A 17,321-nucleotide genomic window follows, 5' to 3' on the forward strand; every position below is an offset into this window, starting at 1 on the left:
TAAAAATATGTGTCATAACGCTCACAAATGTCCATTTGTGATTATTTTTGTCCAAAAGTGGTACTTAATTAACAGAAATGACAATCACTGACTGGTAACTTTATCCACACGAACTAATTATGAGGATTCTCAAATGCCATACCAATCTGGTAAAACAATGATTAACGAAGCGTGGAACAATGGCTACGCTATCGGCGCTTTCACAGCTCACAACCTTGAAACAATCAAAGCGGTTCTTCTTGCTGCTGAGGAAGAACGCTCTCCAATCATGCTTCAAATTGGCCAGAAAGCAATTAATGAAATGGGCATGAAGCCTCTACGTGATGCTGTAGATTCTCTTATTCAACATCACCAAATCACAGTGCCAATCTGTATTCACCTTGACCATAGCCGTAAGTTCGAACAGTGCATGGAAGCAGCAACACGTGACTTCCAATCACTTATGTTTGATGGCTCAGCATTACCGTTTGAAGAAAATATCCGTATCACGAAAACCGTATGCGAAGTTGCTGCGGCACTGGGCTTAGGCTCTGAAGGTGAGATAGGCAAAATCGGTGGAACAGAAGATGACATCACAGTAGATGAGAAAGATGCCATGATCACCACCGTTGAAGAAGCGCTTGATTTTTCTGAGCGCACAGGTGTTGACTATCTTGCAGTTTCAATTGGTACTGCACATGGTGTGTACAAAACAACACCAGAATTGAAATTTGATCGTTTAAGTGAAATTAAACAAGCGGTTAAAAAGCCTATCGTACTTCACGGTGGATCTGGTGTGCCTGACGACCAAATCATTGAAGCAGTAAAACGTGGCGTTGCTAAGGTAAACGTTGACACTGAGCTTCGTCAAGGTTTCATAAGAGGCGTACAAGGGCACTGGGCAAAAAATGAAAATGACTTTATCCTAGCAGATGTGTTTAATACTGGTATCGCTTCCATGAAAGAAGTGGTTCAACATAAAATTCGTTTATTCGGTTCAAACGGTAAAGCGTAATCTAAATAACTATTATTTAGGGAGTAGCCCTCCCTAAATAATGTTATAAATGTGACATCAAATATACACAAAATTACAAATCTTGATTGAATGTGAAAATCATCACGGTTCGATTGAACCAAACTGATAGGATTCAATTCAAGAAATAATATAACAACTTTATAAAGCAGTTCTCCAATAGATTACCGAAACAGAGATATTTGATTATGCTGTTTCTATAACGTCTGTTTAATAAAGTTTTAATGGTGACTATATGTTTAAAGGTATTGAAAACGCGTTGAATAAGATTAACGCACCTATAGCAAATTTTGCTGCTCAGGTTTCAGGTATCTTATTATTAGTAATGACAGTAATCGTACTACTACAAGTCGGATGCCGTTACATTTTGAATATACCTCTTAGCTGGACCGACGAATCATCTCGTTTTTTGATGATTTATATGACTTACCTTTGCTTACCTATCGTTTATCTACGCGATCAAAACATCGCAATGACATTCGTAACTGACAAGTTTAAGAATCTACGCGTTTATCACGTGTTTATGATGATCGCTCATATTGCGGCACTAATTCTATTCGCAATCTGGATCTACTATGGATACATCTTCTTCCAAACGGGTGGAGTAATGGCAGATAGCTTGCCAATTCCGATGTATGCCATCTACATCATTCCACCTGTGATGTTAGCCATATCAAGTTTAACGGCTCTAGAAAAGCTAGCTGCGTCAGTACACAACTTTATTCATTTCGCTGACCAACGTAAGTTAGCAGAAGTAGCGGAATAGGGACTAATAATTATGATTTCTCCAATTTTTCTTGTCTATTTTATGACATTTCTGATCATTGGTGTGCCTGTTCTGTTTGCTCTAGGTCTATCACCAATCATCACTTTTGTTCAAGACGACCAAATTCTATTTATAAACATGCTTTATCAGAGACTTTACTCTGGTCTAGACAACTTTTTACTGTTAGCTCTGCCATTCTTTATGTTGGCAGGTGAATGCATGTCTAGCGGGGGGATTACTCCTCGTATCATCTCTTTTGCTCAAACTCGCGTTCAACATATGCGTGGTGGACTTGGACATGTTGTTATCATCGCTTCAACACTATTCGGGGCACTTACTGGGTCTGCGGTAGCTGCGACCTCAGCGATTGGTAATATGCTGATCCCAGAAATGACTCGTTATAAGTACGACAAAGCATACGCCGCTGCTCTGACTGCTGCTGCCACTGTACTGGGAACGATTATTCCACCATCCGGTATTATGCTGATCTATGCGTTTGTTATGAACACATCGGTAGCGGCTATGTTCCTATCGGGTATCGTTCCGGGGTTAATTTTTTGCTTAGGCTTAATGCTGGTTAACCGTATTCAGATTCGCAAGTACCCGAATGTTCAGCCGTTTGAACGTGCGACGAAAGAAGAACGCCGTAAGAGTATGAAAATGGCCATTCTACCTTTAATGACACCAGTAATTATTCTTGGTGGTATTTATGGTGGTATTTTCACTCCAACTGAAGCAGCCGCTGTCGCGGTACTGTACGCCATCATACTGTCGGTTTACATTCTTAAAGTTAGTGACATTAAAGCGACTTATGCTCTGTTTTCAAAAGTAGCAGTTAACGCCGCAGCCATTCTAATCATTGTGGCCGCCGCTAGTGGATTCGCATCTGCAATCAGCTTCTCTGGTATTTCTAACAGTGTTGCCGCGTTCTTTAACGGCATAACTGATAACCCATATTTGCTGTTCTTTATCATCAACATCTTCTTGTTCATTGTAGGGATGTTTCTTGATGCAGGTCCTGCCATTCTAATTTTTGCTCCAATCATCGCACCTATCATGATTGCAGCAGGAATCGACCCAGTACACTTTGGTGTCGTAATGGTATGTAACCTTTCTATCGGTCTTGCAACACCACCGATGGGTCTCGTTCTCTTCGTGGCATCTGGCGTTTCAGGTGTACCACTGCAACACATTTCGAAGGCGATTATCCCGTTCCTAGCAATCGAGTTCTTAATCATCTTCTTAATTTCGTTCTTCCCATCATTAGTTATCGGTTTACCGCAACTATTAGGGGTTATGTAACACCGAATTATTCGTGAAACAAAATCTTATTTGAAAAAATAAAACAATAAGTTAAGGAATATAACATGAAAAAAACACTACTTGGATTAGTTACTTCAGCACTGTTCGTATCTGGCGCAGCATACTCAGCAGACTATAAACTAACAGTCCCTCATGTATCTAACCTAGATAGTTACAACCACCAGTCTCTATTAGTATTTAAAAACTATGTTGAGTCTCGTTCTAATGGACAGATTGAAGTTGATATTTATCCATCAGGTCAGCTATGTAGCAACGCGAAAGAGTGTTTAGCAGGTATCCAAGCAGGAATGTTTGATTACTTCCAAACAACAATCGCAGAGCTAGCTAACTACTGGCAACCTGTAGGTGCGTTTGACCTACCTTACATGCTACCAAGCGACCGTGTGGCAGAGTGTGTTTACGACAATGAAGCGTTCCTTGGCGACGTTCGTCAAAACGTTCTTAAAAAAGCACCAAACTCTCGTCTAATGATGGTTTCTAACTCAGGTGGTTGGAGAAACATTGCTACAACCAAGAAACAAGTTAAGTCTCCGACAGATGTTGAAGGTCTAAAACTGCGTACTGTTCCAGCTAAAATTCAGCAAGAATTGGTTAAGAACCTTGGTGGTGCACCAACACCTATCGCCTGGCCTGAAGTTTACACAGCCCTTTCTACAGGTGTGGTTGACGGAACTAAGAATGGTATCGTAGATATCGTACAGAACCGCTTCCAAGAGAGCTTAAACTACATGGTGCTTGATGGTCACGCATACATGGGTGGTGCTTGGGTATTTAATGACAAGAAATTCCAATCTTTCCCTGATGAGCTAAAAGCCGTCATCATCGATGCCGTTAATGCTCAAAACCAGTACCTACGTTCTTATCCTAAGCACCGTGAATACACAGCTTACGAAGAGTTTAAGAAAGCTGGCGGCGCGATCTACAACCCAACAAACCAAGAGAAAGAAGCATTTAAAACAGCAGCAGCGCCTGTTCGTGATTACTTCTTAGAAACTTCTGGTGCGGAAGGCGAAAAATGGCTTCAACGTTTTGAAAACGAAATCAATACTTGTAAAGCTAAAATCGACGCTGACTATAAAGTACAGTTTAAATAAGCCTATTATTTAATATTCTAGCCTCTTCTATTGGGGAGGCTAATTAAGATGACAGAAAGGAGAGCAATTATTCTCTCCTTTTATTTCAAATGAAATCTCATTTATTTATTTAAATATTTTCTACAAAGAACATTTAATTAAATTTATTTACATAAATAAATTAGTAATTTTTCCTGACTATTTGGAGCCTAAAAATGGACGTATCCTGCAACGACAGTGCTTTAATCATAAAACATAAAAATAGAATTGTATTCCAGCACTCTAAAGACACTCCCTCTTTATTCTTAGGTGTAGGTGAAGCGAACTACGACATGTACCGTGGTAATTTTGATATTACGGACTATGTGACTGAAAGATTGCCAATGCGCCAATATGATGTTGAGCAAGGTGATAATGCGACAACAGTAACCTTCTATTTTGATGGTGAGCCAAGTATTAAAATGGTGGTTTCAGAAACAGAAGAGACCCGTCTTAAAGCTGAATTTGTTGCTTTAGACGAAAAATATAACCGTTTCTGGATTCGTCTTGCTGCCACAGAAGATGAGAAAGTTTATGGCTGTGGCGAACAGCTCACCTACTTTAATCTGCGAGGCAAAAACTTCCCTCTTTGGTCTTCAGAGCCTGGAGTAGGCAGAAACAAAAACAATTACGTGACATGGCTTGCTGATGTTAAAGATAAAGCAGGCGGCGATTACTACAACACTAACTACCCTCAACCGACGTTTGTTTCCGACAAAAAATACTTCTGTCACCTAGAAACTACCGCCTACGCTGACTTCGATTTCACTAATGCGGATTTCCATGAACTACAGTGTTGGAACATTCCTCAATATCTGCTGCTAGATGCTGAAGAATCATTCCCAGCCTTAGTGAAAAACATTACCGGTGTATTTGGCCGCCAACCAGAAATGCCAGACTGGGTTCATGATGGTGTGATCCTCGGTATTCAGGGTGGTACGGACATTACAGTAAGCAAAATAGACAATGCGAAAGCGGCAGGTGTCGAAGTTGCAGGTGCGTGGTGCCAAGATTGGCAAGGCATTAAGATGACCTCTTTTGGTAAACGCTTGCAGTGGGATTGGCAATGGAACAAAGAGCTATACCCAGAGCTTGATAGTAAGATTCACAAACTGAAAGAAGAAGGTGTGCGCTTCCTTGGTTACATTAACCCTTATGTTTTAGAAGACTTCCCTCTTTATAACGAAGCGGCTAAAAATGGCTATCTTGCCACTAAACAAGACGGCTCGAAGTATGTGGTTGATTTCGGTGAGTTCTACTGCGGCGTGGTTGACTTCACTAACCCTGAGGCCTGTGAGTGGTATAAAGGCGTAATTAAAACGAACATGATCGAATTTGGTCTTGATGGTTGGATGGGTGATTTTGGTGAGTACTTACCAACTGACTGTTCCCTAAGCAACGGGGTTAGTGCTGAAATCGAACACAATAAGTGGCCATATCGTTGGGCAAAAGTTCAGCATGAAGCGATTGAAGAAGCCGGAAAAACGGATGATATCCTGTTCTTTATGCGTGCGGGTGGGACCGGCATTCAAGGCTACTGTCACACATTATGGGGTGGCGATCAGTGCGTTGACTGGTGTATTGAAGATGGCTTGGCGTCTGTTATCCCAGCCGCACTTTCATCCGGTTTAATGGGTAATGGTATTCACCATAGCGACATTGGTGGCTATACCACGCTTCACGGAATGAAACGCAGTAAAGAGCTATTCCAACGTTGGGCTGAAATGGCAGCATTTACACCAATTATGCGTAGCCATGAAGGTAACCGCCCGGGAGACAACCATCAATTTGATAGCGATGCAGAAACCCTTGCTCACCTTGCCCGCATGACCAAGATATTCAAATATCTTAAGCCTTATATCAAGGCGGCTAGCAAGTTGAACGCTCAAGAAGGATTACCTATTCAACGTCCTCTGTTTATGCATTATGAAAATGACACAGAATCGTATGAAATTAAGTTTGAATACCTATTTGGTCGTGACCTATTAGTTGCGCCTGTATACAACCAAGGCGAACAAGAGAAAGAAGTGTATCTTCCAGAAGATGAGTGGGTACATGTATGGACAGGTGAGGTTTATACCGGTGGTTGGATTACCGTCGACGCACCTATAGGCAAACCTGCGGTATTCTATCGTAAGAACGCTGAACAAGCGGAATTCTTAAGCAAAATAGCGGATTTCTAATAACATTATCCATCCTCGTGTTTTGGCCTCTTTTTACTAAAGAGGCCTTTTTTATCCCTCTCAACTCTCTCTATTCTCTGTTGTATAACTCGCCACAGTCGCGCTGGATAGTCAGCTATTAGCATCTCATTATCTAAATTACTTTTTATATGCTATTAAAAGTTGACCTGTTAGCTCTCAATATTGATTTATCAATACAACTTGCGAGCAATAATGATGCTTTTATCCGACAACATCAGTGTAGATAGCAAATTACTCTCTGAATTAATCACCTCTTCCGGCGGAGACGACAGTATATTTAGTATCTCCACGATTCTAGATAATATTGACGCCGTTATTTGTGCCAAAGATCTTCAAGGACGACACTTTATTGCCAATAAGTGTTACCAACACTCTGTTGGTGTAAAAAGAGAAGATGTATTAGGAAAAACCGATCGAGAAATTTTTGTTTTTTCCCCTGAGACAGCCGAACATATTCGCCAATTTGATCAACAAGTCATTCGCGAAAAGAAAAAAGTGACCATTGAAGAAGAGGTACCAAACTCTAAAGGTCATTCTCATTATTATCTTACGCAAAAGGCACCGATATTTGACAGCAAAAATAAGGTTATTGGCGTAATGTGTTTAGCGGTCGATATTTCAAAACAAAAACGTTTGGAACTGAATTTAAAGCAGGCAACAAAAACAAAAAATCTATTTTTAGCCAAAATGAGCCATGAAATCCGTACCCCCATCAGCGCAATTTCGGGTTATCTTGATCTGATAAAACATTCCGATTCATCAAAGCACGACGAGTATCATAGTAATATTGAAGCATCCGTCGATCACCTACTTAACTTAGTCAATGACATTCTTGATATCTCATCCATCGAGGTGAACCAGCTTAAATTGGATCAACATAAGTTTAACCTAGTTAACGTCATTGAAAGCGTGTTATCTAATCAATCTTTTAAAGCCAGCGCGAACAATATTGATCTAATCTCAAAATTTACTATCAATAAAGAAGATCAATTTATTGGTGATGAGACCAGAGTAAAACAGATCATTTTTAATTTGGTCTCTAATGCCATTAAGTTCTCCAGAGATGCCCCGGTTGAAATCCGCGTCTCGTCGCTGACAACACGCACTCCGAATCGACATAAAATAATGATATTAGTCAGAGATCACGGTATCGGGCTCAACACTCATCATAGAAACTCTGTGTTTAAAGTGTTTAAACAACTCAAAAGTTCAGAAAAATACTTTGAAGGGACAGGATTAGGGCTTGCGATAGTAAAGGAAATTGCTCTACTGATGGGAGGAAATGTAAAGTTATTTTCAACACCTAACCGAGGCACTATTGTCGCGGTATCTTTATATTTAGATAAAGTCGAAGAAGAACAAGTTTTCACAGAAAACAGGCCGACATTATTTTCTGACAATAAACGCTATTTACAAAATAAAGTGATCTGTATTGTAGAAGATCAAGCGTTTAATCGAGAGATCTTAAAATATATGGCACGCTCAGAAGGCGCAAAGGTCATTGCGTTCGCCGATGGTGATGAGCTAATTAAAGCAATAGAACAACAGCAATTTCCCAAATATATCGACTGTTTTTTGCTGGATATCCATATGCCAATACTTTGTGGTCCTGATACCTTAAAAATACTCAGAACGATCGAAGAGTATAAAGAGACGCCCGCTTACTTTATTACAGCAGATGCAATTAAGAGTAATTTGGAAGGGTACAAGAACAGTGATTACAATCTTAGTGGCATTTTTATTAAGCCAATAGAGAGAAATCAACTAATAAGCTGCTGCTTAAATTAACTCCACACCATTACGTTGAGGTTATACAGGCCTAAGATAATTAGGCCGTATCTATTAAATCTTCCGTTGAGATAATGCAAGCAACTTTCGTGGTCAGCTAGTTTAAGCTCACTTCGACATCCGAGTGTACTTTGCAAGAACAGGCCAATACAAAACCTTGCTCAATATCTTGCTCTGTTAACGTCTCGACACTTGTACGTTCAACTTCACCAACCGTCACTTTGCACTTACACGAGCCACAAATACCACTGCGGCATGCGGCAATGACAGGCACTCCCCCTTTTTCTAGGGCGTCTATAAGCATTGAACCTTTGTCTGCTTCAACATCTGCACCAAAGCTTGGTACCTGTATAGACACGGTTCCGGCCACTTCGGTATCAACCGTTGTTTCGGTGTCAGTAGTAATATCTGGCGTAAAGCTCTCTTCAAAAAAGTTGGCGCTATCAAAATTCAGCTGCTGTAAATAATGACTGATATCTTGCATAAAACCGACAGGCCCACACAGATAAACGGTTCTTTGCGTTATGTCAGGACTCAGCTCTGATAACCATTTCTGATCTAATCTTCCTTGAGGGTACTGAGTGTCAGCACTATTTTTTAGTAGCAGCTTTAGATGAAAATTATCGTATTGCTTGGCCAATAACTCTAACTCATCAAAGTAGATGGTATTGGCTTTGTCACGCGCCATATGAACAAAGTCAATGTCGATCTTTTCACCGCTGTTGAGCCAATACTTAACCATGGACATAACAGGCGTTATTCCGCAGCCAGCACTGATCATAGTCACCTTTTCTTGCGGTATGCAGTCAATATTGTTAAAGCTTCCTGCCGGCTTCAACACTGTTACTCTTTCACCCACCTGAAGGTGGTCAAGTATGTAATTTGAGACAAGCCCGCCGTCTACACGCTTAACAGTAAACTGCAAAAAGTGCTCATTAGGTAACGAACTGATTGAATAAGCACGATATTGAACACTATCTGAAAGAGTAACACCTAGCGAAGCAAACTGCCCCGGCTTAAATGAAAATCTGACATCATTATCGGCGCTGGCCAGTATAAAACTAACGCTATCAGGGGTTTCGTGCCATTTATCTTTGCAGATAAGTTCTATGGTATCTGAGTGTGTCCAAGCTAACATGATTTACATCCTCGAATTCTAAAACAAAAAAAACCGGCAACGCATAAGCAGTGCCGGTAAACCCTTAATACAATTAAGCAGCGAGGATTGTTTTAAGATCGTTTTCTACGGTAGAAATGCTACGCATATCAAACTCTTTTTGCAGAATAGCCAATAGGTTATCTGTTAAGAATGCTGGTGCTGTCGGCCCGGTGTAAATGCCTTTTACACCTAGAGCGAATAGCGTAAGCAAAATTACGATCGCTTTTTGCTCAAACCAAGATAGAACTAAGGTAAGAGGAAGCTCATTAATGTCGCAATCAAACTCTTTTGATAACGCAAGCGCTAATTGAATCGCTGAATACGCATCGTTACATTGGCCAACATCAAGCAAGCGAGGGATACCATTGATATCGCCAAACTGGTTTTTGTTGAATCGGAACTTACCACACGCCAGTGTTAGAATGACACTGTCTTCTGGAGCTTGCGCGGTAAAATCGGTGTAGTAGCTACGTTCTGCTTTATCACCATCACAACCGCCCACAAGGAAGAAGTGCTTAATATTGCCTTCTTTCACTTGCTCAACAACCGCTGGGGCTGCTGCCATTAGCGCATTTCGGCCAAAACCAACAGTAATCATTTGTTCAATTTCATCGTGTTGGAAGCCATCTTGTGCCAAAGCGCACTCAATCACTGCGCTGAAGTCATCACCTTCGATATGAGCAACACCCGGCCAGCCAACAATACTGCGAGTAAATAGACGATCAGAATACTGACCCACGTCAGGGCTAAGTAGACAGTTAGATGTCATCACAATAGCGCCCGGGAAGTTAGCAAATTCTTTTTGTTGATTCTGCCAAGCACTTCCGTAGTTACCGACTAGGTGAGGGTATTTTTTCAGTTCAGGATAAGAGTGTGCAGGCAGCATCTCACCATTGGTATAAACATTGATGCCTTTGCCTTCTGTTTGTTGAAGGATTTTCTCAAGGTCGTGTAAGTCATGACCAGAAACAAGAATGCAGTTGCCTTTCACTGTTTTAACGTTAACTTGAGATGGCTCAGGGTGGCCAAAGGTGTCAGTTTCACCTTTATCCAGCATCTCCATGATTCGATAGTTCATCAAACCAATTTGCATAGAGCATTTTAGTAGCTCTTGCAGATCCGTTGGATCAGTACCAAGCCACGCCATAATTTGATGGTATTCGCCATACACGACATCATCAGTTTGAGAAAGTACTCGTGCATGCTCCAAGTATGCTGCAGCCCCTTTAAGGCCGTATAGACACAGCAGTCGAAGACCAATAACGTCTTCATGCAAAGTATCATGACCACGGTTTACCGCGGCTTCAGGAGCAAGAGAGATGATCGCTTGAGCATCATTCGGTAGATCAAATTTAGCGGCTGGAGAAAGCTCTGGAAGCTCAAACCCGGAAAGAAGCGCGGCTGCTTTCACTTTTTCAGACAAGCTTTGCTTATAAGCGTCAGATTGTTGAGCAAATTCAATAACACGTTCAGGATCGAAGTTGACATTGGTTAACGTTGAAAAGAATGCTTTTGGTGCCCACTGATCAATTTCATTGTCGATAACACCAACTGCGCGACCGAGATCCGCCCAGTAAGAAACACCTTGAAGAGAATATACTAATATATCTTGCAGATCAGAAACTTCTGCTGTTTTACCACACATACCTTGGGTGTATGAGCAGCCTTTCCCTACAGGGGTTTGAATCGTTTGTTCGCATTGAATACAGAACATAGTTTAAGCTCCAGTTAATTAATTCTTGCTATTGATACTCTGCCAATAGCTTTTCATTTCGGAGCAGATATAGCACACTCCGTGCCAAAACTTATCCTATTGATTTTTAACAATTTTAATTAAACTGAGTGCTTAAAGTGATGTAAATACCACAACATCACGTTGTCATATTTACATCAAGTCATTCTATTTACTTTCAATGCCGAGCTTTTTACCCATACGGTAAAGGTTTCCGCGATCCATATGTAAAAACTGCGCGGCTTTTGCCCAAACACCATCTGACTGTTGCAGTGCATGTTGAATCAGGTGCTTCTGAAACACCTCAACCGTTTCTCGCATCGGTTTTGGTGCCTGATGAAAATAATCTCGCTCAGTCGTCACTTCCATTGGCGGTATCGGATGACCCAAATCAGCCGAATGTATAACATGCCCTCCTTGCTGTATCACCTTCAAGCTTACTCGCATTAAAGTATGCTCTAACTCCCTTACATTGCCTGTCCATTCCATTCTCTCCATAACGGCTAAGCAGTCAGGATGAATATATAAATTGGGGATATTAAATTGACTACGAACTTTATCAAGAAGGTAACCCGCTAATACAGGAATGTCCCCCACCCGCTGTCTTAATGGCGGAATATAAATAGGGAATACATTCAATCGATGGAAAAGATCCGCTCTAAAGTGCCCTTGCTCGACTTCATGGTGAAGTTCTCTATTTGTTGCCGCAATAATACGCACATCTACCAAGGCATTTTTATCTGCCCCTACTCTCTGCACTTCGCCCTGCTGAATAACTCTGAGTAACTTAGCTTGCAACAGTAGAGGGAGCTCACCAATTTCATCAAGGAAAATGGTACCGCCATCTGCAAGCTCGAACTTTCCGGCACGATTCGATATTGCTCCGGTAAATGCTCCTTTAACATGCCCAAACAACTCACTCTCGGCAATGGACTCGGGCAGCGCAGCGCAGTTTACATAGATCATAGGCTTATCACTGCGTGTCGATTTCTCATGCAGAGCATGAGCTACCAGTTCTTTACCTGTTCCCGTCTCGCCACTAATGAGGACGGCATAATCTGACGCCGCCACCATGCTAATGCTGTCTTTCAACGACTGCATTTGAGGACTCACCCCCACTAACTGTCCTTGCTTATGCCTTGCTTGTTCTATTAACAGCTGATTAATGGATTTCTGTTGGCGGTTGGACTCTTGTAACGCTTCAAATAGGGTGATATTTCGTAGGGTTGCAGCTGCAAGCGCAGCAAAGGTTTCAATGGTAATCGCATCCACTTTATCAAACGCCCCTACCTCCAACGCATCAAGGGTCAATAACCCTACGAGTTTGTCTTCGACATACAAGCTACAGCCCATACAGTCATGAACATCTATTTGTTCTCTTGGGGCAATAGACAACAAACCGTCAAATGGGTCGGGTAATTCGGAGTTTGCACTAAACCGGATCGGTTTTTTGTTTGATAAGATTTTGCTGAGTCTAGGGTGATCGGCAGGAATAAACTGTCGGCCAAGAACGGAGGTAGACAAACCACTCACCGCCACAGGCACTAATACTCCATTTTTATCTAACACAAATAACGCGCTAGCATCACAAGGAAGCACCTGCTTTACAGAATCAATAAGCTTTTGATAGTGCTGACCTTTAGGAAGGGCTGAACTTAAATCCAATGCTATTTGTAGTAATACTTTCTCTACGGACGCCTTCATTCTTTATCTCAAATACTGAACAGGGCGTTAAGATAACACGATGTTGTCTTTATGACATCACCGTGTTATCTCAATAGCGATCAATCTCGCTGATAATTATGCTGTAAACGTCTTTCCCATTGAGTGATAAAGGCCACTGCACCGATAATGATAAACGCGCCTAGCCATAGCCTACCCGGTGGAACCCACCCAAAGACCAACCAGCCGAGCAACACATTTAGAGGCAATTTAGCATGGTCAAAAGGTTGAACAAATGAGGCATCAGCAACTGAATATGCCTTCACGATTCCCCACTGTGCCAGCGCTGTCATCGCTCCTGCCACAAATAAGATCACCCAAACTTGGGTTCCAGAAGGGATTGACCAGTCAGGCAACGCCAACAAAATATTAAATGGGGTAATGAACAGCAGCAGATACACCACCATAGTCGAAGGAGAATCTTGCGACGATAGTTTTTTCACCATTAACGAATAACAAGCCCAGAAAAAAGCAGCCCCTACTGGCAGCAGAGTTGCCCAGCTAAAATCATCAGCCCACGGCTCTAGTATGATCATGGCACCGGCAAAGCCCGCTAACGTGGCACTCCAACGGGCAACCCCTACCTTCTCCTTAAGGAACAGTCCTGAACCGACGGTGGCAAATAGAGGAGAGGTCATCAATAATGCTATGCCTTGCCAAATTGGTACAGGGTACGCAAGTGCCCACATCCACAGCTGAATGCCGATCACCGATAAGAACACACGAAAAATATGCTGCTCAAGATTACTCGTCGATAAAGAACGACGAATACCAAGCGTTTTTAAGTAAGGCAAGATTACGATCAACGCAATAGCGTACTGAATTAAAGCAACAGTGGTAGACGGCAAACCAAAATTGATACTGACGTACTGTGCCAAGCTATTAACAACAGCAAAAGCCAGCCCTGCGGTTAGCATCCAGCTTGCACCCAGCACTGGGGAATGAGAAGACATATTGACCTAAGATAATGTAAATAATTGCTACATAATAATAGAAAATAGCCAGTAGCCAAATAGTTATTATTATGTTTCCAATTGAAACATAATCAGACAATAATCCATAAACCTCAAGGGATCGGCTTAACCCGTTATTTTTTGTGCTCCCATTTACTTCTCCATAGTGACGTTAATCAAACATCAAACTAACGCAGATCATTTACAACAATGTCATCTCATGTCACTTTCACGCGCTATACTAATTCAATAAATTATTACCAATTCTCTTATCAGTCTCACGGGTCTGTTGATCTTACAAATAGACACGTTGATCAATCTGAACGCGGTTCGAGCATGGCATGAGGTTAAAATTAATGTTCAGCAATAAAAGTACTAAGCTAGTTTTACTATTTTCACTGGTCACTTTTTCATGGTTCAGCAGTGCCAAAGTGGTATCCACTCCTAATACTGCGGTCGTGGTTGGTCTAGGGAGTGATATAGGAAAAAGAGTCTGTTACTACCAAGATAAAAGTTACTCCGTTGGTGCACTCTTAAAGGTCGGCGACTACTACATGATCTGCAAGGCAGAAAATGCTTACGAAACCAATGGAGCATTAAAATGGTTTACTGTTGAGCAACCTGCAGAAAAACAATAATACGGGTTTGATACACCACTAACATAATAATTTCATTCGATATTTATGAAATAGGCACCTATTTTTGTAATTTTCTCTTCATAAATGTAATTTAATTACCATTTTTATTTGACTTACATCACATAAAGACTCATAATTGTGACCGAAATCTAAAAAAACACATTCAAAAGGAATCATTATGAGCTCAATCTTATCATCACAAATCACAACAACTGAAAACCAACACATCAGCTCTAAGTTAAAAGATACATTCGCTGAAATCGCTGCTCTAGCAACAATGTTTACCGTTACAGCAACCATCGTTCTATTAATGAGCCTGTCTTGGGTAAACTAATTAACGCACCAATTTATTATGTAGTTTTACTACATAAATAGTTACCTAACGAACAAAAAAAGACCGCATTTCATCAATAGCAATTACGCTAAATCAAAAACACGGTCTATATGTCAATATCAATGTAGCATTCCCGACCAGGGAACCCACACTCAGCTACATACTATCCAATTGCATCCACATCACGAATCTGAGCCTTAAGGCTTGGAAGCAGTGATGCGCTAGCACTCAGTTTATGCACGCCTAATTGAATCAACATTTGTGACATTTCTGTATCGCCAGCCATTTCTCCACACATGCTTACTGGAATATCGTACTTACTAGCCGCTACACATGTCATTTCAATGGCTGAAATGACAGCCGATTTTTTATAATCCACCAGCTCGGCAACCGACGTATTTCCGCGATCAGCCGCCATGACATACTGAGTAAGATCATTGGTTCCTATACTAAAGAAATCTGCCTCTTGTGCTAGCTCATCAGCATTGAGCACCGCTGCGGGCACTTCAATCATGATACCCACTTTTAATGGGCATTCGCTGTCAGGCAAATTCAGCTCTTCTCGACACTGAACAATAAGCTTTTTAACCGCACGTAGTTCAGCAGCTTCAGCAATCATAGGTATCATCAACTGAACATTACTGTGTTGCTTAGCAGCACGTAATACGGCTTTAAGTTGCGGTTTAAACAGGGCTTCATTCGCCAAGCATAATCTCACGCCACGAAGACCGAGAAATGGATTCTCTTCTTCTGCCATTGGATAAGCGGGTAACGGCTTGTCACCGCCCACATCCAAACTACGTATAGTGAGAGGTTTATCGCCTAACGCCGCTGCAATGTCTCGGTAGATTTGGAACTGGTCATCTTCTGTTGGTAATGTTTCTTGCGACTGAAATACAAATTCAGTGCGCAGTAACCCAACACCCTCTGCACCATTTTCTAGCGCCGACTTAACATCTTCTAAGCCACCAATATTGGCATGAACGTCAATTTTCAAACCATCTTTTGTGACTGCTGGTTTAGATGCCTGCTGTTTTTTCTCAGCAATATCGGCCATCCAGATAGTTCGCTCTTCAGTAAGTCGAGAGCGCGTTTCTGCATCAGGGGTTAACCAAAGGTGACCACGTTTGCCATCGAGTATGACGTCTTGTCCACCCGCTGTTAACGCTAATGCGCCTTCTGCTTTTACTATGCACGGAATTCCCATTGCTCTCGCAATAATGGCACTATGAGAAGTACGCCCACCCGCCTCTAAACAGATACCAGCCACCTTTTGTGGATCTAACTGTGCGGTTTGTGCAGGAGACAGATCGACCGCAACGATAACGCAGTTATCCGTTAATTCTATGCTTTCTGCTTTGGCACCCGCGAATGAATACATGGTCTGTTTCGCCACATCCCATACATCCGCTTCACGTTCGCGCATGTAATCACTATCAGAGCTTGCGTATTCATTAGCAAGTTCAGACATTGCAGAGAGCAGTGATGCTTCCGCAATCGAACCATTTTTAATGTTTAGCAAAATGGAACTACGCAGTTCTGGATCAGAAATCATCATTGAGTGAGCACTAAAAATATCGGCATGCTCTTTACCTAATGTTTTCTCAGCTTCTGCATGTTGTTGCTTCAGAGAAGCTAACACCGCAGCTAACGCATCATCAAAAATAGCGATTTCCTGAGCCTCACCTGAATACTGACGCTCTGGCACTTCAGGCATGGCACTCTCAAGACCCAAGACTTGGCCCATTGCTATACCATCACAAACCGGAATCCCTGCAATTGCGCCATCGACCTGAATAATCTCTTCAGCAGCCTTGTGAGTCGCAATTTCAGCGCTATTAACCACTTCCGCCTCAACAGATTCACCAAAATGTTCATTGGCTAATCGTTCAAACGCTTCTATCGCTCTATCTGCATCCGATCCTGATGCCAGGATGCGAATCTGTTCATTCAGTTTCACACTCAGTTTTGCTATAGCATTTAAACTTTTCGCATTGGCTATGCCCGCTGGCGCTTCAAGTTGAATATCAGAATCAAAGCCAGCGAGAGTAGACACAATCGCCGCAGCAGGACGTGCATGCAAGCCATGTGGATTAAGTACCGTCCAGTTGAACTCGACTATCTCCCCAGACATCTCTACAACGTCCACTGTCACTTCGTCTTGATCGCTCTCACCTAAATGCTCACATTTGGCAGATAGCGAACCCGCCGCTTCTTGCAGTACAGATGCAATATCAAGACCCGCAGATGCCGCGACCGAGGCCGCCATGGTTCCTTCAACAATAGGAGCAGAACACAATGAAATATGCTCTACCATCTCAGGATCAATAAGCTCCAATGCAGTTTCGGTGCTCAATAGCGCTGATCCCATATCCATCATCACCACGACGCCGCTGTCATCATAAACTTCTTCAATTGCCATCATAATGCGAATGGTATCTGTACCAATCGGATTTTCAGGATCATCAATGCCTCCGGCCGCTGCAATTTTGCAACGACCTTGAGTCATTTGGTTTGCTAGCTCAACCACTCCGTTTGCCAGCAATTCGCTGTGTGAAACGACAACGATACCTACCAT

At 42.0% G+C, this 17,321-nt stretch carries 13 protein-coding genes; 8 read left to right on the top strand and 5 right to left on the bottom strand.

From position 1 onward, the window contains the following. The first annotated feature begins 133 nt into the window (after positions 1–133). The 6 genes from F0227_RS05920 to F0227_RS05945 all read left to right on the top strand — a co-directional run bounded on the left by F0227_RS05920 (position 134) and on the right by F0227_RS05945 (position 8,205). Entirely contained in the window at positions 134–994 is an 861-nt protein-coding gene (locus F0227_RS05920) for a class II fructose-bisphosphate aldolase (RefSeq protein WP_171752264.1), read from the top strand. A 253-nt stretch (positions 995–1,247) separates the two neighbouring features. After that, positions 1,248–1,778, top strand: coding sequence for a TRAP transporter small permease (locus tag F0227_RS05925; protein WP_171752265.1), 531 nt, complete (start codon positions 1,248–1,250; stop codon positions 1,776–1,778). A 12-nt stretch (positions 1,779–1,790) separates the two neighbouring features. Then, complete coding sequence (locus F0227_RS05930; protein ID WP_171752266.1) at positions 1,791–3,080, top strand: TRAP transporter large permease; 1,290 nt, start codon at positions 1,791–1,793, stop codon at positions 3,078–3,080. Positions 3,081–3,145: 65 nt separating this feature from the next. Further along, positions 3,146–4,195, top strand: coding sequence for a TRAP transporter substrate-binding protein DctP (gene dctP / locus F0227_RS05935; RefSeq protein ID WP_171752267.1), 1,050 nt, complete (start codon positions 3,146–3,148; stop codon positions 4,193–4,195). A 194-nt stretch (positions 4,196–4,389) separates the two neighbouring features. After that, complete coding sequence (locus tag F0227_RS05940) at positions 4,390–6,396, top strand: alpha-glucosidase (RefSeq protein WP_171752268.1); 2,007 nt, start codon at positions 4,390–4,392, stop codon at positions 6,394–6,396. Positions 6,397–6,609: 213 nt separating this feature from the next. Further along, a complete protein-coding gene (locus tag F0227_RS05945) occupies positions 6,610–8,205 on the top strand; it encodes a PAS domain-containing sensor histidine kinase (protein ID WP_171752269.1) in 1,596 nt (531 codons plus the stop codon). A 97-nt stretch (positions 8,206–8,302) separates the two neighbouring features. Here F0227_RS05945 and F0227_RS05950 read toward each other — a convergent pair whose 3' ends face one another. From F0227_RS05950 to F0227_RS05965, 4 genes are all read right to left on the bottom strand, one after another. Next, entirely contained in the window at positions 8,303–9,343 is a 1,041-nt protein-coding gene (locus F0227_RS05950) for a hybrid-cluster NAD(P)-dependent oxidoreductase (RefSeq protein WP_171752270.1), read from the bottom strand. Positions 9,344–9,416: 73 nt separating this feature from the next. Continuing rightward, complete coding sequence (hcp, locus tag F0227_RS05955; protein ID WP_171752271.1) at positions 9,417–11,078, bottom strand: hydroxylamine reductase; 1,662 nt, start codon at positions 11,076–11,078, stop codon at positions 9,417–9,419. 186 nt (positions 11,079–11,264) lie between these two features. Continuing rightward, positions 11,265–12,800: a nitric oxide reductase transcriptional regulator NorR gene (gene norR, locus F0227_RS05960; protein ID WP_171752272.1), complete on the bottom strand. Its 1,536-nt coding sequence runs from the start codon at positions 12,798–12,800 to the stop codon at positions 11,265–11,267. An 80-nt stretch (positions 12,801–12,880) separates the two neighbouring features. Further along, positions 12,881–13,771, bottom strand: a complete 891-nt coding sequence (locus tag F0227_RS05965) for a DMT family transporter (RefSeq protein ID WP_171752273.1) — start codon at positions 13,769–13,771, stop codon at positions 12,881–12,883. A 356-nt stretch (positions 13,772–14,127) separates the two neighbouring features. Between F0227_RS05965 and F0227_RS05970 the strand changes: the two genes are divergently transcribed. After that, positions 14,128–14,409: a DUF1496 domain-containing protein gene (locus F0227_RS05970; RefSeq protein WP_171752274.1), complete on the top strand. Its 282-nt coding sequence runs from the start codon at positions 14,128–14,130 to the stop codon at positions 14,407–14,409. A gap of 178 nt (positions 14,410–14,587) precedes the next feature. Then, entirely contained in the window at positions 14,588–14,743 is a 156-nt protein-coding gene (locus F0227_RS05975; RefSeq protein WP_171752275.1) for a hypothetical protein, read from the top strand. Positions 14,744–14,906: 163 nt separating this feature from the next. Here the strand turns inward: F0227_RS05975 and ptsP are convergent, their stop codons facing one another. Further along, positions 14,907–17,321: a phosphoenolpyruvate--protein phosphotransferase gene (gene ptsP, locus F0227_RS05980; RefSeq protein ID WP_171752276.1), complete on the bottom strand. Its 2,415-nt coding sequence runs from the start codon at positions 17,319–17,321 to the stop codon at positions 14,907–14,909.

Source organism: Vibrio sp. 99-8-1, assembly GCF_013114595.1.
Lineage (GTDB): Bacteria > Pseudomonadota > Gammaproteobacteria > Enterobacterales > Vibrionaceae > Vibrio.